The organism is Flavobacterium aquidurense (assembly GCF_001404985.1).
Lineage (GTDB): Bacteria > Bacteroidota > Bacteroidia > Flavobacteriales > Flavobacteriaceae > Flavobacterium > Flavobacterium aquidurense_B.
This window is the reverse complement of record NZ_JRLF01000014.1, coordinates 349719-371309: the sequence shown is the minus strand read 5'-3', so window position 1 is coordinate 371309 and position 21591 is coordinate 349719. Positions and strand designations below refer to the sequence as shown.

At 34.9% G+C, this 21591-nt stretch carries 18 protein-coding genes and 1 tRNA gene; 9 read left to right on the top strand and 10 right to left on the bottom strand.

The genetic code is table 11. From position 1 onward, the window contains the following. Window positions 1-186: 186 nt before the first annotated feature. From RC62_RS17150 to RC62_RS17135, 4 genes are all read right to left on the bottom strand, one after another. Window positions 187-822 carry a LysE family transporter gene (locus RC62_RS17150; RefSeq protein WP_055097384.1) on the bottom strand — a complete coding sequence of 212 codons (636 nt, stop codon included), beginning with the start codon at window positions 820-822 and terminating at the stop codon, window positions 187-189. A gap of 42 nt (window positions 823-864) precedes the next feature. After that, the gene (gene trmB, locus RC62_RS17145; RefSeq protein ID WP_055097760.1) at window positions 865-1542 is read right to left on the bottom strand and encodes a tRNA (guanosine(46)-N7)-methyltransferase TrmB; all 678 of its coding nucleotides are present in this window, start codon (window positions 1540-1542) and stop codon (window positions 865-867) included. 366 nt (window positions 1543-1908) lie between these two features. Next, a complete protein-coding gene (locus tag RC62_RS17140; RefSeq protein ID WP_055097383.1) occupies window positions 1909-3291 on the bottom strand; it encodes an ammonium transporter in 1383 nt (460 codons plus the stop codon). Window positions 3292-3553: 262 nt separating this feature from the next. Then, the gene (locus tag RC62_RS17135) at window positions 3554-4045 is read right to left on the bottom strand and encodes a nuclear transport factor 2 family protein (protein WP_055097381.1); all 492 of its coding nucleotides are present in this window, start codon (window positions 4043-4045) and stop codon (window positions 3554-3556) included. 273 nt (window positions 4046-4318) lie between these two features. Here RC62_RS17135 and RC62_RS17130 point away from each other — a divergent pair, with 273 nt between their 5' ends. Continuing rightward, window positions 4319-4969: a hypothetical protein gene (locus tag RC62_RS17130; protein WP_055097380.1), complete on the top strand. Its 651-nt coding sequence runs from the start codon at window positions 4319-4321 to the stop codon at window positions 4967-4969. 338 nt (window positions 4970-5307) lie between these two features. Here the strand turns inward: RC62_RS17130 and wrbA are convergent, their stop codons facing one another. Next, window positions 5308-6468 (bottom strand): NAD(P)H:quinone oxidoreductase, encoded by a 1161-nt coding sequence (gene wrbA / locus RC62_RS17125; protein WP_055097378.1) that lies wholly within the window; start codon window positions 6466-6468, stop codon window positions 5308-5310. Window positions 6469-7137: 669 nt separating this feature from the next. On the opposite strand from wrbA, the gene RC62_RS17120 reads away from it, so the two are divergent. Continuing rightward, window positions 7138-7794 (top strand): oxidoreductase, encoded by a 657-nt coding sequence (locus RC62_RS17120; RefSeq protein ID WP_055097377.1) that lies wholly within the window; start codon window positions 7138-7140, stop codon window positions 7792-7794. 56 nt (window positions 7795-7850) lie between these two features. Here RC62_RS17120 and RC62_RS17115 read toward each other — a convergent pair whose 3' ends face one another. Then, complete coding sequence (locus tag RC62_RS17115) at window positions 7851-8165, bottom strand: HPF/RaiA family ribosome-associated protein (protein WP_055097376.1); 315 nt, start codon at window positions 8163-8165, stop codon at window positions 7851-7853. 498 nt (window positions 8166-8663) lie between these two features. Between RC62_RS17115 and RC62_RS17105 the strand changes: the two genes are divergently transcribed. Further along, a complete protein-coding gene (locus RC62_RS17105) occupies window positions 8664-8897 on the top strand; it encodes a hypothetical protein (protein ID WP_055097373.1) in 234 nt (77 codons plus the stop codon). Window positions 8898-8938: 41 nt separating this feature from the next. Here RC62_RS17105 and RC62_RS17100 read toward each other — a convergent pair whose 3' ends face one another. Continuing rightward, window positions 8939-9724 carry an HNH endonuclease gene (locus RC62_RS17100; protein ID WP_055097371.1) on the bottom strand — a complete coding sequence of 262 codons (786 nt, stop codon included), beginning with the start codon at window positions 9722-9724 and terminating at the stop codon, window positions 8939-8941. A gap of 306 nt (window positions 9725-10030) precedes the next feature. After that, entirely contained in the window at window positions 10031-12493 is a 2463-nt protein-coding gene (locus RC62_RS17095) for an AsmA-like C-terminal region-containing protein (RefSeq protein ID WP_055097369.1), read from the bottom strand. 244 nt (window positions 12494-12737) lie between these two features. Here RC62_RS17095 and trxA point away from each other — a divergent pair, with 244 nt between their 5' ends. Next, the gene (gene trxA / locus RC62_RS17090; RefSeq protein ID WP_041516662.1) at window positions 12738-13055 is read left to right on the top strand and encodes a thioredoxin; all 318 of its coding nucleotides are present in this window, start codon (window positions 12738-12740) and stop codon (window positions 13053-13055) included. A 318-nt stretch (window positions 13056-13373) separates the two neighbouring features. Here trxA and RC62_RS17085 read toward each other — a convergent pair whose 3' ends face one another. Next, complete coding sequence (locus tag RC62_RS17085) at window positions 13374-15455, bottom strand: ATP-binding protein (RefSeq protein WP_055097367.1); 2082 nt, start codon at window positions 15453-15455, stop codon at window positions 13374-13376. Beyond that, on the bottom strand, window positions 15452-16159 hold the full coding sequence (locus RC62_RS17080) for a LytR/AlgR family response regulator transcription factor (RefSeq protein ID WP_055097366.1): 708 nt from the start codon (window positions 16157-16159) through the stop codon (window positions 15452-15454). The genes RC62_RS17085 and RC62_RS17080 overlap by 4 nt, the downstream gene beginning before the upstream one ends. Before the next feature lie 204 nt (window positions 16160-16363). Between RC62_RS17080 and RC62_RS17075 the strand changes: the two genes are divergently transcribed. The 5 genes from RC62_RS17075 (at window position 16364) to RC62_RS17055 (ending at window position 21526) form a co-directional block, all read left to right on the top strand. Further along, window positions 16364-16954: a hypothetical protein gene (locus tag RC62_RS17075; protein WP_055097365.1), complete on the top strand. Its 591-nt coding sequence runs from the start codon at window positions 16364-16366 to the stop codon at window positions 16952-16954. 69 nt (window positions 16955-17023) lie between these two features. Beyond that, entirely contained in the window at window positions 17024-17623 is a 600-nt protein-coding gene (locus RC62_RS17070) for a DUF4082 domain-containing protein (protein ID WP_055097364.1), read from the top strand. A gap of 243 nt (window positions 17624-17866) precedes the next feature. After that, entirely contained in the window at window positions 17867-20443 is a 2577-nt protein-coding gene (locus RC62_RS17065; RefSeq protein WP_055097363.1) for a M1 family metallopeptidase, read from the top strand. Then, window positions 20440-21366 (top strand): DUF58 domain-containing protein, encoded by a 927-nt coding sequence (locus RC62_RS17060; RefSeq protein WP_055097361.1) that lies wholly within the window; start codon window positions 20440-20442, stop codon window positions 21364-21366. Before RC62_RS17065 ends, RC62_RS17060 begins: the two co-directional genes overlap by 4 nt. Before the next feature lie 86 nt (window positions 21367-21452). Then, window positions 21453-21526, top strand: a tRNA-Asp gene (locus tag RC62_RS17055). The last annotated feature ends 65 nt before the right edge of the window (window positions 21527-21591 follow it).

The window sequence follows — 21591 nt, the reverse complement described above, 5'->3', positions numbered from 1 at the left end:
TTTGGATTTTTTTCGCCACAGATTTCACAGATTAAAATGATTTTTAACTTTGCCTGTAAAATTAAATTTTCAACCAGATTTTACAGATTTATGCAAATCTAAAAGGATCTTTTTTATTTAATTTTATCTGCAAAATCTGCGTGAAACAAATTTAAAAAAATCATTTGTAATCCTTAGATTTATAAGTTACCCGAAATAGTAATTCAGGATATTAAAAAGTGTAGCAATGGCAATTATTCCCGTGATACTACCAATAATAGTATTCATGTTTCGCATGATATAATCGGTTTTCTTTTCAATTCTTCCAAAGAAACCAATATAACTGTACAAAGCGGCAAATGAACCTAACACAGAACCAAATACAAAAGTAAAAATAATGTTGTTTTCAAATGCAAAAAGATGATAAGAAGCCAGCGTAACACTCACCACCACATAATACGGAATAGGGAAGAAGTTCAGGCCGGAAAGTAACATTCCTAAAAAGAAACGGCTTTTTTTACTGCTCTTTTTAATCTTCGATTTCTTGGCTTTGGGTTCTTTTGCAATAAACAAAAAGTAAATCGTTAATATCGAAAATATAGCAAATCCAACCTCACGCAATAACGTAACAACATCAGGACGATTGTCGATTACCTGTGCGAATAAAACCGCAAGGGAAACCTGAAAAAAGATTACTAAAACAGCGCCGGCAACAAACCATAAAGCGTTCCTTTTTCCTTCTTTCAAATTTACTTTCGCAGCTGTCATATTGATTAATCCGGGTGGAATAATCCCAATGAAAGCGGCAATAAAACCTGAAAGTAATGGGGTAAGTAATGCCATTCAGTTATTTAATGGGTTTGAAAAAATGTTTTTAAAATTAAATTAGTCTTTAATTTTAAAGCGAATATACGTAATTGCCTTGTTAATTTCTAAATATTGTTTCTCGTAAAAAGTCTGAAAAGCAGTAACTTCCTCAGGGCTTCCTTCGTTTTTATATACATTATGATTTGCATATAAAACCTCATGTCCTTCACCGTGAAGTAATCCAAGCGTGTAACCGTGCATGAATTCACTATCGGTTTTAAGATTTACGACACCATCTTTTTTAAGGATCTTTTTATACAGTTTCAAAAACTCAGAATTTGTCATTCTGTGTTTTGTTCTTTTGTATTTGATTTGCGGATCCGGAAAAGTAATCCAGATTTCATCCACTTCATTTTCATTAAAAATATGATTGATCAATTCGATTTGAGTACGAATAAAAGCAACGTTATGAAGTCCGTTTTCAACAGCGGTTTTGGCACCTCTCCAGAAACGGGCTCCTTTAATATCTATTCCGATAAAATTTTTGTTTGGATATCTTTCTGCTAAACCAACAGAATATTCTCCTTTTCCACATCCTAATTCTAAAACTAATGGATTATCATTTTTAAAGAAATCAGAGTTCCATTTTCCTTTCAAAGGCATTAAATCGCCTACAACTTCTTCTCTGGTTGGTTGAAAAACGTTTTGAAACGTTTCGTTTTCTCTGAATCTTTTTAGTTTATTTTTACTTCCCACTTTTACAAAAATTTTCAGCAAAATTAAGGAATATAAACGAATGAAAATAGCGCAAATTGGTTTAAAGTTTTTTAGCCACGAATTACACGAATTAACGCTAATTTTTTGCCACAGATTACACAGATTAAAAAGATTTTTTTTAAATACTCCGTTAGGAGTTAAATGTCGGTAGAAAATTAGATTAGTACACCAGATAAAAAACTACAGCAGTTAATTTTTTCGCCACGAATTTCACGAATCTACACGAATTAATTTTACCGCTTTAAACTGAATTAAAGAAGGAAAAATTAGTGAAAATTAGTGAAATTCGTGGCAAACTATTTTAATTACAGATTAGAAAAATCTTTCCAATCTGTGGCAAAAAAATTACCCGTAATGCGCCTCAGTAATAGGTTTTAATTTAGGATCAAGCGTTTCATCGTGTTGGGATAAATCAAGTCCGATATGTTCGTTTTCTTCAGAAACACGAAGCGGAATAATAAAGTTCGTCACTTTAAACAAGAAATAAGCGCCGAAGAAAGTAAAGATCGAAACCAAAACCAGCGCCATCATATGGTGAGCGAAAACATTCCATCCACCGTGAAGTAAACTTGCATCTTCGCCATGAGCGAAAATCGCAGTCAGGATCATTCCCATAATTCCGCCAACACCGTGACAGGCAAAAACGTCAAGTGTATCATCAAATCTTTTTGAGAAACGACAATTTACAACCGAGTTTGAAACCAAAGCAGTTATAAATCCAAAAAACATACTTTCAGGAACCGATACAAATCCTGCGGCAGGTGTTATGGCAACTAAACCTACAACAGCTCCAATACAAGCACCAAGAGCCGAAACTTTTCTGCCGTTCATACGGTCAAAGAAAACCCATGTTAGCATTGCAGCTGCAGATGATGTTGTTGTAGTTGCAAAAGCCATTGCAGCAGTTCCGTTTGCAGCAAGAGCTGAACCAGCGTTGAAACCGAACCATCCAAACCATAACATTCCGGTTCCTAATAATACAAACGGAATATTAGTTGGTATATGATCACTATTTTTTCTTTTACCTAAAACCAGAACTCCCGCAAGCGCAGCAAAACCAGAACTCATATGCACGACAGTTCCTCCGGCGAAATCTTTTACGCCAAAATAACTTCCTAAAACACCCGTAGGATACCAAACCGAATGGCACAAAGGCGCATAAATAAAAATGGTAAACAAACTAATGAATAGTAAATACGATATAAAGCGAACGCGTTCTGCAAATGAACCCGTAATAATTGCCGGAGCGATAATTGCAAATTTCATCTGGAACAACGCAAATAACATAAACGGAATCGTACTTGCCAATTGTTTATGAGGCAAAACACCCACATAATCCATAAAAGCAAAAGTTGCAGGATTACCAAAAAAGCTATAAAAATGCTCTCCGGAACCAAAACCTACGGGATCTCCAAAGGCCAGACTAAAACCCACAACAACCCATAAAAGCGTTACAACGCCCAAACAAATAAAACTTTGTAACATGGTCGAAATCACATTTTTTCGGCCTACCATTCCTCCGTAAAAAAATGATAATCCAGGCGTCATGATCAAAACCAGACAACAAGAGGTTAACATCCAGGCGACATCGGCAGGAACGATATGTTCTGTTGTGCCAAATTCAGATAAAACGTAACTATTTTGAGTAACAGTTGGCCAGAATGCACCGGTAATACAAACAATACTTATAATAATAAAGGAAATGATCCAGCGTTTTTCTATTTTCATTTTTCAAATACTTTATTGAACCCTATTTTTTTTGGGGTCAAAGTTAAAAAAAAATAAAGATTTTGATTTTCAGGGCTAATAAAATAGAGGTTGATCTTTTATTTTAGTCAATTTTGTAAAATTCGATCTGTTTTTTTGAGAGTATGTTATTTTCAACTTCTAATTTAAGGATAAAATTGCCAATTGTATTATAATTAATTTGATATAAGATCTTGTAAAACGCTAGAAAAGTTAGGATTATAATAAGAAAGTTCGAAAATGTTTATTTTTTCTGAAGCTTTGCGATCAGCACATCTTCAATTGGTGCTTTTATCTTAGTAGCAGCGTCAACTTCTTCATTAGGAACTGTCATTGATAAAACATAGTGCTGAATTTTCCATTCTTTCCCCACTTTTACCAAAACACCAGAACCGCGACAAATTTTCATCTGCGTATTTAGCAATTCGTCAAACCATGCAATTTTTCCAGTTTTATCAAAAAAGATATGACGTTCAAGCGCCGTAAAATTCCAGGTTGTTCCTTTATCAAAAAATGGTTTTGCCCAAACTTTAAATTCTTTTTTGTTCCAGTTTTCAGTAGCGTCCGTTCCAATAAAAATTCCGTCTTCGGCAATCAGATTAAAGTATGCGTCAAATTTTACATCGGCTGCAGCCTTATGCCATGAATCGATAGTTTGATTGATTTTGTCTTTCTCAGACGTTTGTGCATTTGCAAAAGTGGCAGCAAATAATAATAGTAGAATTAATTTTTTCATGAGAATGTTATTTGAGTTTAAAGGTAAGAATGATTTTTAAACGATAGAATGTTTCAAGCAGATTCTGCAGATAAATTGCAGATTAGATTTATAAATCCGCTGCGTATATCTGCTTAAATCTTTTTAAAATCTGCGTGAAACAAAAAACTTTGCTCCCAAAGCCTCGGGACTGCACCTTTGCGAAATTAACTGACAACGCAAATCTTAAAGTATCTTATATTACTTATATGGTGAAATTCTTAGTATATTTGAGGGCTTTAAAATCGATACATCATGAATTCAAAAATACTCCTTACCTCTATACTTGTTACTTCTTTAGTTTTTACTTCTTGTAAGAAAGAATTAGAACCACAAGAAAGCACGCCAACATCTGAATTAGTAAAACTTGGCTTGGCAAAAGACACGACAAAAACACCATCAGTCGTTCAAAATCCGGTGACGAATCCTAATACCGTAATGGGAGAGACTAACGGAATAAATCCTGCACATGGACAACCGGGGCATCGTTGTGATATTGCCGTTGGCGCACCGTTGAATTCAGCTCCAACACAAGGACAAACTGTAACAGCTCAGCCTTCACAACCTGTACAAGTAAATGCAGGCCAACAAAATGTAGTCACCACAACCACTACAGTACCTGTAAAAGTAGGCAAAGGCATGAATCCTTCACACGGACAACCCGGACACAGATGTGATATTCCTGTTGGAGCGCCTTTAAATTCTGCAGCGACAAAACAACCTGTTGCAAATACAGCACAAAGTGGTACAACATCTCAAACTTATACCGTTACGCCACCACCTGCAAATGCAGTTCCCGCTTTATTAAGTACCGAAGAAGCAGTAGCAGACGGAATGAATCCAGCACACGGAAAACCCGGACATCGCTGCGATATTGCCGTAGGAGCTCCGTTGCCAAAATCATAATATTTACGTCAATAATAATCTGGGCGTGCCACCAATAAAAAAGGGGCCAACTATGCAAATCGCTTAGTCGGCCCCTTTTTTATTGCTGTCGGGCTTTCGCTGCTACTGCGGTAGCTTAGCTCTATCCCTCACGCGAAACAGTTTTCAGTCTCAGTTTTCAGTGTACTCTTGTCATTCTGAACGAAGCCGAAATGTCATTTTAATAAATATGATATGCGTTCCAATTTGCGTAGAGACACAAAGCAGTGCGTCTAACATTTTTAAACACAATCCCTTTGCGATCTCAAAGCAAAAGCATAATTTACAAAACTTTGTGACCTTTGCGGTAAAATTTTTCTTTATTCAATTTCAAAAATCGCCTGAATTTCTACAGCCGAATTAATCGGTAACGAAACCGCACCAATTGTTGCTCTGGCGTGTTTTCCTTTTTCGCCAAAAACCAAAGCCGTCAAATTCGAAGCCGAATTCATAAGCCCTGCATGTTGCGTATATTCTGGAGTGGTATTAAAATATCCTGTCAATTGCACACATTGTTTTACTTTGTTCAAATCGCCTCCGCAAGCTTCTTTCAAAACTGCAATAACATTTAGCATCGTTTGGTATGTTGCTTCCTTTGCCTGATCTTCTGTAACTGTTGCGCCAACTTTTCCCGGATTTAAAATCTTCCCGTCTTTCAACGCCACCTGATTAATATATACTTTATGATCTGAAATCGTAAACGGAACGTAATTTCCAACCGGTTTAGGTGCTTCAGGAAGTACAATATTATTGTCTTTTAATGTTTTGTTGATATCGGTTTTAGTCTCAGCCGAAGTTGTTTTTACAGACTTTATATTCTCTGTATTTTTTAATCCAGCGGTAACTCTTGCCAAGGCTTTACCTTGTTCTTTAGCCAGATTCAATTCACTTTGTGACGGACGAGTTCCTGTAGATCCTGTCAATGCAGTTGCACCAAACGGAGTATTTCCTTGCGGAACAGTTTTGTCTAAAGTTGCTGTTCCCATAATTCCGGTAGGTACAATCACCATTCCGTGCGACGCCAGAATATTCCAGAAAGATAAAATGGCCGCTTCTTTTCCTGCCCCAGATCCTGCGGACATAAATACCGTTGCCGGTTTTCCTTCTAAAGCTCGCGAAGTCCAAAGCGGAATACTCTGGCTGAAAAAGTAATTCATATCAGCACTAATATTCGCAAAATGAACCGGACTTCCAAAAGCGATTCCGTCATAATTTGCCAATTCTTCGATCGTTGCAACAGGTAATTTTTCTACCTCAGCATTTAGTTTTTCTTTTGAGTTTATGGATGGAACACGTTTTAAAGTCGCTTTAGTATTTGGATATTCCTGAATTCCTTCGGCAATAGCTTTTGCCATTTTATAAGTTCCGCCGTTTTGAGAATAAATCAAAACCAACACATTTGTTTCAGATGATTTTGTTTGCGCATTGGCACCAAAACCTATAAATAGCGCTATTAATAATACGAGTAATTGCTTTTTCATGAAGGTAATTTTAAATAATTTGTAATGAATAATCTCAAAAAAGAAGCTTTTTTTATTTCAAAAACCAAGTTTCTTTTTTGGGACTGCAAAATTACTTCTTACAATATCAAAAAGCGTTATTATTATCTTAATTAAGGTTTCGAGTATAATTTATTTTAAGTCCCATTGGGACGACATATTTATAGAAAAGATCAAAACAATGTATGTAGAGCTCCAGCGGAGCGATATATTTATATAAAATTTAAAATACATACCAATAAAACCCCATCGCGGTGACATATCGAATCGTTCTAAAAATATATGTCGGTCCGCTGGAGCTGGATTATAATTGCGCATAAAAAATTGGCTATAAATGTGTCGCTCCGCTGGAGCTGATATTAAAAACTAATTACAAAATTGGCTATAAATATGTCGCTCCGCTGGAGCTTATAATAATAACGAATACAAAATTGGCTATAAACATGTCGCTCCGCTGGAGCTTATAATAATAACGAATACAAAATTGACTATAAATATATCGCTCCGCCGGAGCTTTAGATTAAAAGATTAGAAAATAAAAATCTGCAGAATCTGCGTGAAACAAAAAAAAGTAATCATTATAATTTGTGAATCACGATAGCTATCGGGAGTGGAAAAATTTCTAACTTCTAGGAAACAAATCGTCTTATTATGAAAAAAGTAGTTGTATACGGAGCAAGCGGATTAGTAGGATCTTATATTCTTGAAACGTTATTGAATAACGCCAATTATGATCAAGTAATAATTGTGGTCAGGAAAGATTTGAACATTCAGCATCCAAAACTAAAAACGCTAATTGGTGATTTTAATTTATTGCCCGAAGTTGTAAAAGACATTCCAATAGATGAGGTTTTTATAGCCCTAGGAACCACACAAAAGAAAACGCCGGATAAAAAACTATATTACCAAATCGATCATGATTACCCCATTTTGGCAGCAAAACTGGCCAAAGAAAACGGAGCAAAAGCCGTGTTTCTAGTTTCGGCAATTGGAGCAAATGCAAAGTCCTCGATATTTTATACCAAGCTGAAAGGAGAAACTGAACAGGATATTATCAATCTAAATCTTGATCATACCTATATTTTCCGGCCATCGATGATTTTAGGAAACCGAAAAGAAAGCCGACCGCTGGAAAAAGTATTTATTGGGATATTCAAATTAATCAATCCGTTATTTATTGGAGGAATAAACAAATACAAAGGAATCGAGGCAAGCGATATCGCCAAAGCAATGGTAAATAGCGCGAACACACTAAATGAGAAAGTCAAAATATTGCAGTGGGAAGAAATGACCGCTTTACTAAAATAAAAATGGCATTATCTCTAATCCGGATAATGCCATTTTTATATTTGAAACTATATAAATTAATGCGCTTTCATTTTTTCGAAAGTCGTAGTAAGTGATTTTTTTGCTTTTGCAAGAGCGCCGCTAAAAGCTTTTTCAAGCGTATCAGCGTGTTCTGTTACGGTTAAGGGTTGTAAGTTGGCAATACGAACTTCGATTACACATTTTTTATCGTTTAAGCTGAATTTCTCTCCGTTTTCATCTCCAAAATGTACTTCAACTCGGGTTATTTTTTCTTCAAAACGAGCTAAACCTTTTTCTAATTCTTCAGAAAAATAAGTAGCTAATCTTTCGTGTCCTTCGATGTTCTTGTCGGTATTGATTTGAATTTTCATATGGCTTTATATTTAATGATTGTTTCTCAAAGCTATCTTTTTTAGAATGAAAACCCAAGTGAGTTAATAAAACATTATGAAAAAATGTTGAAAAATTTAAAGGCTTTTTTTGTCAGACTTGGTGATTCTGAAAATGTTATTATGGAACGCGGATTTAACGGATTCACTTCGTGAAAATGCGGATAAAAACAGATTTTTTTATTTGTATTTTTTGTTAGGCTAAACGAAGTCGCTTTGTCAGGCTGAGCGTCCCGATCCTTCGGGAGAAGCCCCGCAACAACAAGCAAACTAAAATTTGTAACTTTTTAAATCAATAAAGAAAACTCGCATAAACACAGCATTTTTTGGTATCTTCGCAGTCCTAAAATGCAAGACTTATGAACTCAGAAAAACTTTGTGCCCGTGTGGTATGGTGGCGGTATTGGAAACAACTGCAACGCTCTTGCAGCGTAGGACACCTAAGCTACGCGGGTTTTATATTTCCTAAAATGCAAGATTATGAGTGTAAACACCCTTTCAAAAGAAACCGAATTACGGTTAAACGAATTTTTCAACCAAGCGACTGATCCTAAAAGTTTCGCAAAAGCAATTCGAAGAGTAAATTATCTCCTGGCCATGTCGTTAATGCGAGAATGCGAAACCCTGCAAATCGATACAAAATCAGTCGAAGATGGTTTTTATTGGCTCAATGAATTAGCCGAAATTCTAAATCCTTATCTGGATGCTGAATAATTTATAATGATAAAAGCCACTGTGAAGTGGCTTTTTTTATTTTATGAGATTATCTGTTTGTTGAAAACTGTGTCTAAATGATATTCGAGAAATTCTTTTCTAGGTAGATATTTTTGAGGAGCAATTATTTTTTGATTCTCAAGTGAATAAAAGTATTTATTATAAAATTCAGCTTCTTTTTTCCTCTTGATTGAATCAGAAAATATTATTTCATGGTTTGTATTAATTCCAATTAATCCCTTGTCAAAAGCTTTATCATAAAGTGCAGAAAAGCAAATTCCGTTTTCAGGATTTAATCGATGTTCTTCATTTTTAGACCAAGGTATTATATGACTGGCTAATAAAAGTTCAGGGATATCAATTCCTGTAATCGCACATTTATTATTGTAATTTGATAAAACCATTTGTCTAAAAACGGATTGATTTACTCTTGTCTTTACTGCTCTTCTAACATCTTCTCCTTTTAAGTCTTTTGTGTCAAAAAGGATATCTTCAAATTTCTTTTCAATCGAAATATGTTCTTTTTGTGCAAGGATTTCTTCGCTTAAGAAAATTAATTCTTCTTGATTTTCGTAAAATTCATTCCAAATAGGTTGAACAATCTTTTTACCTCCATCCATTCCTTTTATTCCTCTTGCTTTTAATACAGGATCAACGCTTGCAAAGTTTGCTAGGCGTAATGCAATTGAACCAGGAGTTCTATCAATTAAATTTGCTAAGTGAATAATATCTTTATTAGTACTGTGTGTTTTTCCAAAGGGAATTTTCAAGTATAAATTAAAGGTAAGAATTAATTCTTCTTTTGTCCAAAGTCTTAGTGGTGGCATTTGTTCGTTTTTGGTATCTTCAAATATAAATATTTAGAAAATAGTAAGAGGAAAGAATTAATGAATTTAAAAATGCTCTTATGAAAACAAAAGCCCTAGCCCTGATGGGAACGACATCCTTTTGTGGTGGTCCCGAAGCCTCGGGACGGCACAAAAGATATAGTGGATAGCAGGGAATAGCTCCTTAAAAATTAAATTACAATATTTTTAAATTACAAATTCAAAATCGCAAAAGCTCTTCGACTTCGCTCAGAGTGACAAATTTTTGGTGAGTTACTTTTGTGATTGCTTCGTTCCTCGCAATGACTACTTCTCCTTCTTCCCCCATTTTATTTTCATTTTTCCTTCATCATCGAGCGCAATTAAATGCAGGACAATTCCGCGGTCGCGAACGGCGTCGCGTTCGGCTTTGGTGGCGAGTTTGATGTCATTTTTGGAGTTTCGGAGTGGGATGGTAAGAGCGAGATTGGTGCCACGTCCAAAGGAATAAATGCCTTCGGCATCGAGGTTTAAGACGCTGGAACTAATGGTAAAATTATTCACATCGACTTGCTCTCCGCGTAATTTGAGATTGCCGGATAAATCGCTGAAGGTAATATTCTTGACATCGCGAAACGGAAACGCAAACTTGCCAATTTTTACAATAGGTTCAAAGTCTAACAAAGCGCCCTGATTGACATTAAAGCTCAGATTGCCGTGCATAGAATTGGTGATCAACGCGCCATTGCTGTTGATGAATCCGGTAACATTGGCCTGACTGCTGAGTTTTCCTTTGATATTATTAGGATTAAATGACGTAACACCAAAGTTGTTGAACGACTTTAAGAAACTCGCAATATCAACCTTATTTACCTGCGCGTTTGAACTAAATGCAAAGTTTTTTCCGCTTGGTTTTACTTCACTATTAAACGTGATGCTTCCGCCGGAAGTTTGCAATGAACCATTTTTAATGACTAATCTTGAATCGATCATTTCGACGGTTGCAGTAGTATTGGTTGCGGTTAGTTTGTTGTAATTGATTTTGTCAGCTTTAATGTCGATTACTACAGCACATTTGTCGATTGCTGTTCGTATCTGGTTCGATATCGTGGTTCTTTTAGTAGTTTTGGCTGTAGCCTTTGTTTTTTGCGAAGTGGCCAAAACACCCAGAAATTGTTTGAGATCGATATTTGGACAATAGATTTTCCAGTTTACGATCATTTTTTCAGGAGCATCGTAATATAGGTTTAGGAAATTATCGATTTTACCTTCAATAAAAATGGTGTTCTTATTGTGTTTATAAGCAATTTGTTTGATCAGTAATGCTTTCTCTGTAAAATCAAGATGAATGTTGGTTTTTACGGCACGAACATTTTTTGGGATATAATGAAATGAGGCGTCATCGACATCTACTTTACCAATAAAACGTGGTTTTGTAATGTATAAATCGACAATATCAAACTGAAATTTCAGGTTGGCTTTTGCGTGACCTGATGTAAACTGAATCCATTTGTCGTTGCTGATTTCGTTAAGCCTTTCTACATCGAAATCAGAACTTACGTTTCCGGTAGCAACGGGTTTCTCCAGATTATTGATAGACAATTGCGGAATTGTAAGTGGGATATTTTCGTATTCTCCCACAAATTTCGTTAATATAATTGCTGAATTTGCGTCGTTGTAACCGTCTTTTGGTTTGAAATTATTGGTAAAGATTCCCTTAAAATTACATTTTTTGATTAATCCATCCGGAATACTCAATTCGTTGTCTTTTATAATCGCCTGAACCACAATTCTGGGATCTCCTTCGGCATTAAAATCGCCTTTTATGTCGCAATTTACATCGATTGGTTTACTTAGATTAAAGCGATTTAACTTAGAACTAATATTTGCTGATAATACATTCGAAGCATTTTGCCATAAAATAGTTGTCCCAATGTTGATTCCGAAAAGGGCATTTCCTTTCGCTAAATTAAAAAAAGCAATAATGTCAAAACCGTCTGTTCCTATTTTTAGATTTTTGGTTACGACGTCAATTCGTTCTTTTTGAGATTGATACGAAACATTAAAAATTCCGGTAAGTTCCTTTTCTTTGGCAAAACTTCCGTGTACGGTATTAAAGGCTAAACTCTTGATTTTTGTATCCAGAAAAACATCGGTTTGCCAATTATCGCCATCATAATCTACTTTGGTTTTTAAACTCGCAACATCAAAATCAAATAATTTATGACCAAGTCGATTGTCTAAAATAAAATGCACATTGTTAAGGTCGACCTGATCGATTGTAGTTTCTCTATCTGATTTATTTTCGGGTGTTTTTTTCTTTTTTGGTTTAAAGATATCAGCGTTCGAATAACCGTCTTCGGCTTTATAAACATAAATGTCGGCGTCGTTAATGAGGATTTTATGAATGTTGATTTCGTTTTGCAATAGGTTCCACACGTTTAAACGCACTTCAATTTCTTTGGCATTTAATAAAGTATGTTTGTGCGTTGCCCATTGATTGTCTTTGAGTTCGACATCTTTTAAGGCTAAAGTAAAGTTTGGGAAACCGGTTAGAAACTTATAATGAAAATCACCAACATGAAATTTTCCGTTGATGTTTTCATTAATTTTCGTATTGATCTTGGCAATGATTTCGGTTTTATTTTGGTTAAAATAAATAGACAATCCACCACAAGCAATTAATAGTAATGCGATAAGTCCTAATATGAAAATGCCAAAACGCTTGGCATATTTTCTAAAACGTACCGATTGAAAAAAGTTTTTTATATCGTGTAAAGTTGCTGTCATCTCGAAGAATTTTCTGGATCATTAAAGATAAGGTAAAAAACCGACGTTATTTTTAAAAAGATGACACTCAATAATTAGTAAGTTTAAACCTACTATTTTGCAACATGGGAATGATATAATAAATGACAATGCATTTATAACTAAAACTAATTTAAGAATGGTGTTTGATTAGTATTTAATTTTTAAATTTGTAGTCTAGTTTGAACGAACAAATTCAAACAATAATTTTAAAAGACAAGAAATTATGGCATTAGCAATAACAGATGCTACTTTTGATGAAGTAGTTTTGAAATCAGATAAACCAGTAATGGTAGATTTTTGGGCAGCATGGTGCGGTCCTTGTAGAATGGTTGGTCCAATCATTGATCAAATCAGCGAAGAATACGCTGGTAAGGTAGTTGTTGGTAAAGTCGATGTAGACGCTAATCAGGAATTCGCTGCAAAATATGGTGTGCGTAACATACCTACCGTTTTGGTTTTTCATAACGGTGAAGTAGTAGGAAAACAAGTAGGAGTTGCTCCTAAACAAACCTACGCAGATAGTTTAGACGCTTTGTTGTAATCGTAAGATTATGATCTATATAAAAGAGGTTTGGCGAAAGTCAAGCCTTTTTTATTTGCTTGATTTTAAAGGTTTTTTTGCCACAGATTGCACAGATTCAAATGATTTTTTTTGCCACGAATCTCTCTAATTTTCACTAATTATTTTTCTCACGCAGATTTTGCAGATCAAGCAGATAAAAGTGATTTTAAATTAATCTGCAAAATCTGCGTGAGTATATAATATAAAGTAAAGCAAAGAATCATCATTTCAATCCTTTAATCTGTGGCTAACTTTTTAAGCAGTATCAAAATAAATAATTCGCGGAAATTCGTGCAATTAGTGGCAAACTTTTATCGTAAAAGTAGTTCCTGAATCTTGCTGGGAGTTGACTTCGATTTTGCAATTTATGGCTGTAGCCAAATCACGAATCAAGTGCAATCCTAGGCCTGATTTGATACCAATAACTTCGGAGTCGTCGTATAAAGCTTTAAATTGTTCCTGAGTTCCGCCTGGACCATTATCCGTAATTGAGAGATAAACTTGGTTGTTTTCGTGCCAGGCTTCCCAGATTATTTTTCCGTTTAGGGTTTTGTCGAGTGCTTTTATGGCGTTTCCGGTAAGGTTTCTAATGATCGTTTTTAAATAATTTTCATCGGTATTCAGGATAATGTTTTCAGTATCTACGAATGAAATCTGAATATTTTCGATACCTGAAAAATGTTTCTTCGTTTCATCAAATAAAACAGCTATTTCAATTTCTTTAAAATGAGGTTTAAAGTTTTCCATTTGCCCTTTGCTCCACAACAAAATATCTTCCATAGACGATAATAAATTCTCAGCTCCGGTAATTACTTTGGTCTGCATTCGTAAAGCGGTGGCTTCATCAATCAATTCAGGGTTTTCTTTTTGAAGATGTAAAAAGTGAATTAAATTCGAAACGGGACTTCGTAAATCATGGTTCAAAATACTAAAGAATCGCGCTTTTATTTTATTGGCTTCGTCGAGTTCCTGATTCAAAAGCTGTAATTTCTGATTGGTTTTCTTTCGGTTTTGGTTTTGTTTGAACAATAATAACCCAATAATGCCCACGAGAATTAATCCCGAAATTAGAAAAATACGTTGCTTTTTGGCTTCGTCAATCTGAATATTTTTAAGCGTGTTCTGAGTCGAAAGATTCTTTATTTCCTGTCCTTTCGTTTTGTTTTGGTAACGTGCCTCGGCATTGGCAATATTTTGTTTCGCCGATTCCTGCATCATTTCGTCGTTGTATTTGCTATAGATTTCGTTATAATAAAGAGCTTCTTTCCATAATCCTAATGCGGCATAACTTTGAGATAGTTCTTTATTGATGCTTACAAACGATTCTTTGTCATAGTTTAGGGCATTTATTGAAGCTTTCTTTAAGGTTTCGATGGCTTTTTTGTAATCTCCTTTTTCATATAAAACCCTTCCCATTACGGCATTGGCTTCCATAATTATATCCTGATCATTTGATTTTTGTCCTAATAAAACTGCTTTTTTAGCATAACTAAAGGCGGTGTTTATCTGACCTTCATTGGCATAATATTCAGATACGCTTCTGTTGGCGAAACTTAAATTTAGAAAGAGAGAATCTTTTTTAGACGGAAAGGTATAAGCCAGATTGTAATATTTTTGAATGCTGTCAAGATTCTTTAAAGGAACAAAGCATTGTAAATAATAATTGCATGAAAAAGCACTGATATAAGGCGAAGTTTTGATATAAGGTTGGGCATAATTAAGATATTCAAGGGCTTTATTGTATTGTTTCATTTTAGTGTACGCCGCCGCAATCTGACTATAAGATACACCAATGGTTTCGTCGTTTGCTACGGTTTTTTTAAGCAGTTTTTTATAGTTAATAGCTTTTAGCTGATAACTAATAAAGGTTTCATATTGCGCATTATCGAGATAATATTCGCCAAGACTTCCGTAAAGAACAGATTTAGTGTAGGTACTTTTTGTAGTGTCAAGAACCTGTTTTACATATGCTATTAATTTTTTTCTTTTTAAAGTTTCGTTCAGCGCATAATAGGCATAACTAAGGCGCATCAAAGCCGAAGTTTCGTTTTTAAGATGTCTGGCTTTTTGCGCAAATTTTAAGGCAAACTCATAATTAATAGATGCCTCTTTGGTCTGATTATTATTGAATTCGTATGCGTTTCCTTTTAAAAAATAAAACCTTGATTTGTAGGCCAGATGATCTTTAGAAAGTTCGATTCCTTTTTGTGCGGCAACGATTAGTTTGGGATAATCTTCGGCATCTAATATTTCGTTGGCGTATTTTAGCCAGGCTTTTAGTTTTTCTGGTTGGGTTTTATATCGTGATAAAATAGGTTCCTGCTGCGCAAAAACAGTTAGATTGATGAATAACAAAAACAAAAACCGCATTTTTCTCATGAAAAAAGGTTTAGGTTTTCTTTATAACTTCTTCCTACGGGAATTGTAATATTGTTATTCAGAATAATTTCTGTTGAATTAATCTTCTGAATGAACTGTTTCTGAACCGCGTAACTTCTATGAATCCTGATGAAGGACCTGAAATGATCTTCTTTCAATAGATTGCCAATACTCGATAAAACACAATGTCTTTTTTTATCGGTTATAATTAACGTGTAATCTTTTAGCGCTTCGAGATATAAAATTTCGTGCAGTTTGACTTTTGTCTGTTCGTGACCTTCTTTTATATAAATCGTGTCGCCGCCAATGCTGGCTTCAAAAAGAGAGACTTTGAGTTTAATCTCCATAAACTCTTCGATTCGGCTTACAGTTTGTGCAAAACGATCCAGTTTCAATGGTTTTACGATAAAGTCCAGAGTTTCGATTTCAAAACTTTCTACGGCATGTTCAGGATGTGCGGTTATAAAAATACAAACCGGAATTTCTAAAGCTTTTTTTCTGAATTCGATTCCATTTAAACCCGGCATATCAATATCCAGAAATAAAATGTCGACTTTTTGTTTTTCGATAAACGGAAGCGCATCTTCTGCCGATTCAAAAACACCCAGAATATCCAGAATCGTAAATTTTTTGGCAAACGATAATACCGTAAGTCTGTCTATTTCGTCATCGTCAATAATAATGCACGTGTATTTTTTTGTCATTTAACTAGAATTTATGTCGTCTGTCTATTTAAAATGTCGTCTGTCTATTGGTGGTTTTTCAACCGATTTTAATCCTGCAAATTTGTCTCGTAATTAAGTCACCAGATAAAATGAAACGTTCTTTCGCTATCAGTTGACTTTTGCAAAAATAATGTTATTGAATTAAATAAGAATCATTTAGCCAAATTTAAAACCAAAATTATTATGAAATTTTCAAAAATCATTTTTACAATTTTATTAGTTGCCATTTCTACGATTTCATGCAGCAGCGATGACGGAACAGATGGAATAAACGGAAAAGACGGACTTAATGGAAAAGACGGTATAGACGGAAAAACAGGAGCAGCCGGAGCAATAGGGGCAACGGGAGCAACAGGAACAGCAAATGTTATTTACAGCGCCTGGTTGAATGCACCTGCGGCTGCGGCAGAAACAATAGACGGGACTTCCGGAATGTCGACTACTATTAATGCACCTGAATTATCAGAAGATATCCTGGCGAAAGGGACCATATTGGTTTATGTGTCTTTTGGCACAGGTACTTATACGCTGCCTTACACATCAACAGCCGGAGGATTTGTTAATACGATTACGGCTATTTCTACAGCAAAGAAAATCAAACTGTTCAGATTCAGACATGATGCAGGAGGAACGGTCAATCTTCCGGTATCACTAAGCTGGCGTTATATCTTGATTCCCGGAGGAGTTGCAGCTGCGACAGGAAAAGGCGCAAAAGCTGATTATGCTAAAATGAGTTATGAAGAAGTTTGTGCCCATTTTAATATCGCGCAATAGTTTTTTGAGAAAAAAATAATACAAGTTGAATTTACGAAACCAGATATAGAATTAGTTAAATTACATATTATGAAAACTTTAAAAACCATTTTCACCATTTTCACCATTTTATCAGTTGCATTATTAGCCATTTCATGCAGCAATGACGACGACAAAGATGCTGTTAAATATAATGAAGAAAATCCTCTTGATGCTTATATGGCAGGTTCCGGATTTAGCCAAAAAGCAGTCGATGTAAAAAACTCAGGAATTTATGAATACGGTTTTAGCTTTAAACCAACCGTAACCGGAAAAATAAATGCTTTAGTGGTAAAAATTCCGGATGTAAATGCTGCTCTAAGAATCACTTTATGGGATGCAGCAACAAAAACAGTCATAAAATCTGAAACTGTAAATGTGGCAACGGCAAATGTTACCGTAGAAAAAACAATTACTTCAATTGCACTTACAAAAGACAAAGAATACTTTTTTACCGTAAACAGCGACGATTGGATTAACAGAACAAAAACTGACGGATCAGCAGCAACTTACCCAATAGTAGCCGGAAATATCATCATTACAGGATATGCATATATTTCAAGTACAGCTGCAGAAACCATTTTTCCAACCAATGCACGTAATACGTATTATGCAGGAGATATTAGTTTTAAATTTCAACGAACTGAATAATTTTATTTTGGATAGTGAGAATTAGTATGTTTCGAAAAGGTCTGGCAATAGTCAGACTTTTTTTGTGTTCAGACCTAACGGGTTTTTAAAAACTGTTAGGTCTTTTGTTTAAATAAGGAATATAAATTCATGAAATTCAATTTTAAACATAAAGGGATTCGTTCTAATTCGTGAAATTCGTGGCAAACTTTCAATAAAGCCAATCCTTTTTTTTATTTTTACAAATCTAACATTCCTTTAAAAATGAAAATTTTCTACAGCTTTCTCTGTGTCTTTGTATTTACTGCAATTGGTTTTTCTCAATCGAAACAAAAAGAGAATCTTATTTTAGAAAACGGCGTTTCAGAGCAAATGGCGCACTTTCGAAAAAAACAAATTTCAGATATTGTTTATGGACTTTCTTTTGAAATTCCGCAACAAAAACAGCAGGAAATCATTTCCAATCTGACTTTAAATCTCACAATTTCAGATTTGAGCGAACCTTTGTATTTAGATTTTAAAGAGAAAACTTCAAATATAAAATCAATTCAGGTTAATAATAAAAGTATTGCTATTGTGCATGAGAAAGGGCATATTGTTATTGCTGCCAAAGATTTGATTTCAGGAAAAAATACAGTTGCGATTTCGTTTATAGCAGGAAATTTATCCTTAAACAGAAACGACGATTTTCTTTATACCTTATTAGTTCCCGATCGCGCGAGTACTTTGTTCCCGTGTTTTGATCAGCCGGATATTAAAGCGACTTATAAATTGAGTTTAACGGTCCCAAAAGACTGGACAGTTTTGGCTGGAGCCGATGTAAAAGAGAAAGTAGAAAAAGGCGATTTTACAAGTTATACTTTTGGTGAATCAGATAAAATGAGCACGTATTTGTTTTCATTCGTTGCCGGAAAATTTAAAACAGTAGCGCAGAAACCAGGTAATAGAGAAATGACGATGTTGTATCGTGAAAACAATGCCGAAAAATTACGCATAAGTACCGATACAATTTTTAGTTTACACCAACAATCCTTAGACTTTTTAGAAAAATATACCAATTATCCGTTTCCGTTTCAGAAATTGGATTTTGCTTCGATTCCGGTTTTTCAATATGGCGGAATGGAACATGTAGGTGCGATTCAGTATCGAGAATCGACTTTGTTTTTGGATAATAGTTCAACAGATAGTGAAAAATTAGATCGTGCAAAACTGATTGCGCACGAAACTTCGCATATGTGGTTTGGCGATCTCGTGACAATGAAATGGTTTGATGATGTCTGGATGAAAGAAGTGTTTGCGAATTTTATGGCAGACAAAATCATGAATCCTATTTTCCCGAAAGTCAATCATAATCTACAGTTTTTAACAGCGCATTATTCTAGCGCTTATGCAGAAGATCGTTCGTTAGGGACACATCCTATAAAACAACATTTAGCAAATTTAAAAGATGCAGGTTCGCTTTACGGAGCCATTATTTACAATAAAGCACCAATAATGATGCGCCAGTTAGAAGCTTCGATGGGAAAAGAAGCTTTCCAAAAAGGAATAGAAAAATACATTAAAAAATACGCCAACGATAATGCGGACTGGAATAATCTGGTAGAAATCCTCGATGCCGAAACGCCACTTGATATGCAAAAATGGAGTGAGGTTTGGGTAAACAAATCCGGAAGGGCCATTTTTACAGATAAGATTGAATATGATGCTAAAAAACAAATAAAGAATTTTGAAATAAGCCAACAAGCCGAAGATAAATCAGCTAATGTGTGGCCTCAAATTTTTGATATTGGTTTGGTATATCCGGATCAGGTGAAAGTGATTAATGTCAATATAAAAGACAAAAATCTAGTAGTAAAAGAAGCCATTGGACTTGCGAAACCTATTGCCATTATTTACAATTATAATGGTTTTGGTTACGGTGTTTTTCCGCTTGACGGGAATACTATAAAATCTGTTTTGACTTTGAACGATGAGGTTGCGAGAGCGTCAACGTATATCAATATTTATGAAAATACGCTAAATGGAAATGCTGCTCCATCAAAAGCTTTTGATTGTTTTGTAAAAGGAATTCAGCAGGAACAAAACGAGTTGGTTTTAAAGATAATTACCAATCAGACCAGCAATGTCTTTTGGAAATTTCTAACAGAAAAACAACAAAACAAAGCACAGAAACAATTAGAGAATATTCTATACGAACGTTTGCAGGCTAATTTGCCTAGTAATATAAAAAAGACATTATTTAATTTATTCAGTTCGATTGCATATTCAGATTCGGCGAAAGCCAAATTATATTCGTTATGGAATAAAGAAAAAGTAATTTCTGGTTTAAAATTAAACGAAGACGATTACACGAATATGGCAATGAATTTGGCTATATTTAAACATACTAAAGCAGATGAAATCCTGAATAAAGCCAGAACAACGATCACAAATCCGGACAAACAAAAGCGATTTGAGTTTTTACTTCCGTCTTTATCAAAAGATGAATTAGTGCGTGATGCATTTGTAAAATCATTGAAAGATGATGAAAACAGAGAAAAAGAATCCTGGGTTTCCGTAGGTTTGGCGAATATTCATCATCCGTTACGTCAGGAAAGTGCTCAAAAGTATATTAGGTTTTCGCTGGATTTGGTTGAAGAAATTCAGCGAACGGGAGATATTTTCTTCCCCAAAGACTGGTTGAATAATACCATTGGAAAATACTCATCGAAATATGCTTTTGATGAAGTACAGCGATTCTTAAAAGAAAACCCTAATTTTAGTCCAATTCTAAAAAGGAAATTATTGCAGGCGACAGATGGTTTATACCGCGCACAGAATATTAAAAAAGAAAGTGAATGAAAATCGAATCGGAAATAGAGAAAGTATCCAGTTTTCAGCATCTGGAAATGCTGGCAAATCAGGTTGTAGAAGGTTTTATATCCGGAATGCACAAGAGTCCGTTTCATGGGTTTTCGGCTGAATTTGCCGAGCATAAAGTTTATAATGCTGGAGAAAGTACGAAACACATCGATTGGAAATTATTTGCGAAGACAGATCGTTTATACACCAAACGTTTTGAGGAAGAAACCAATTTGCGTTGTCATCTTATTGTCGATAATTCGTCGTCGATGCATTATCCGGAATTAAAATCAGGTCAGCCTTTTTATGAAAAGAAGATTGGTTTTGCGGTTTTGGCTTCGGCAGTTTTAATGAATATCCTAAAAAAACAACGCGATGCTGTTGGTTTAAGCGTTTTCTCAGATACTTACGAATATTATGCTCCCGAAAAAGGAAGTGATCGCCATCATAGAATGCTGCTCAATAAATTAGAACAATTATTAGAACAGCCAAAAGTCAAAAAAACAACGGACACGATTACGTATTTGCATCAGATCGCAGAGAAAATGCATCGCCGTTCTATGATTATCTTATTTACAGATATGTTTCAGTCAGAAGATGATGAAAAGCTTTTTAATGCTTTGCAGCATCTTAAACACAATAAACATAAAGTAGTTTTGTTTCATGTGGTAGACAATGAAACCGAGCTTAAATTTGACTTCGACAATACGCCAAGAAAGTTTATTGACTTAGAATCAGGAGAAGAAGTATCGATTTTTGCCGATAATGTAAAAGCAGAATATGAAAAAAGGGCAGAAGCCTACTTTAAAAATCTGGCTTTGACCTGCGCAAAGAACCAAATTAAGTACGTTCCGGTGAATGTTGGCGATAATTTTGAAAAAATATTGACTACATATTTAGTTGAAAAACAAAACTTTGGCTAATATTTTAAAAATATATTTAATTTTTTTTCGCAAAACGCTTGCAGAAATGAAATTCTGTACTATCTTTGCAACCGCAATAACGCAGAGGTTTGGTAGTTCAGTTGGTTAGAATACATGCCTGTCACGCATGGGGTCGCGGGTTCGAGTCCCGTCCAGACCGCAATATTGGGAAAAGCCTTTCTTAACGGAAAGGCTTTTTTGCCCAAATACGGTATCTAAGATTAG

Excerpts from the sequence above, each read along its gene's own strand:
- RC62_RS17150 (WP_055097384.1), bottom strand. The coding sequence starts at position 822 with ATGGCATTACTTACCCCATTACTTTCAGGTTTTATTGCCGCTTTCATT.
- RC62_RS17140 (WP_055097383.1), bottom strand. The coding sequence starts at position 3,291 with ATGAAAATAGAAAAACGCTGGATCATTTCCTTTATTATTATAAGTATT.
- RC62_RS17135 (WP_055097381.1), bottom strand. The coding sequence starts at position 4,045 with ATGAAAAAATTAATTCTACTATTATTATTTGCTGCCACTTTTGCAAAT.
- RC62_RS17130 (WP_055097380.1), top strand. The coding sequence starts at position 4,319 with ATGAATTCAAAAATACTCCTTACCTCTATACTTGTTACTTCTTTAGTT.
- wrbA (WP_055097378.1), bottom strand. The coding sequence starts at position 6,468 with ATGAAAAAGCAATTACTCGTATTATTAATAGCGCTATTTATAGGTTTT.
- RC62_RS17120 (WP_055097377.1), top strand. The coding sequence starts at position 7,138 with ATGAAAAAAGTAGTTGTATACGGAGCAAGCGGATTAGTAGGATCTTAT.
- RC62_RS17115 (WP_055097376.1), bottom strand. The coding sequence starts at position 8,165 with ATGAAAATTCAAATCAATACCGACAAGAACATCGAAGGACACGAAAGA.
- RC62_RS17105 (WP_055097373.1), top strand. The coding sequence starts at position 8,664 with ATGAGTGTAAACACCCTTTCAAAAGAAACCGAATTACGGTTAAACGAA.
- RC62_RS17100 (WP_055097371.1), bottom strand. The coding sequence starts at position 9,724 with ATGCCACCACTAAGACTTTGGACAAAAGAAGAATTAATTCTTACCTTT.
- RC62_RS17095 (WP_055097369.1), bottom strand. The coding sequence starts at position 12,493 with ATGACAGCAACTTTACACGATATAAAAAACTTTTTTCAATCGGTACGT.
- trxA (WP_041516662.1), top strand. The coding sequence starts at position 12,738 with ATGGCATTAGCAATAACAGATGCTACTTTTGATGAAGTAGTTTTGAAA.
- RC62_RS17085 (WP_055097367.1), bottom strand. The coding sequence starts at position 15,455 with ATGAGAAAAATGCGGTTTTTGTTTTTGTTATTCATCAATCTAACTGTT.
- RC62_RS17080 (WP_055097366.1), bottom strand. The coding sequence starts at position 16,159 with ATGACAAAAAAATACACGTGCATTATTATTGACGATGACGAAATAGAC.
- RC62_RS17075 (WP_055097365.1), top strand. The coding sequence starts at position 16,364 with ATGAAATTTTCAAAAATCATTTTTACAATTTTATTAGTTGCCATTTCT.
- RC62_RS17070 (WP_055097364.1), top strand. The coding sequence starts at position 17,024 with ATGAAAACTTTAAAAACCATTTTCACCATTTTCACCATTTTATCAGTT.
- RC62_RS17065 (WP_055097363.1), top strand. The coding sequence starts at position 17,867 with ATGAAAATTTTCTACAGCTTTCTCTGTGTCTTTGTATTTACTGCAATT.
- RC62_RS17060 (WP_055097361.1), top strand. The coding sequence starts at position 20,440 with ATGAAAATCGAATCGGAAATAGAGAAAGTATCCAGTTTTCAGCATCTG.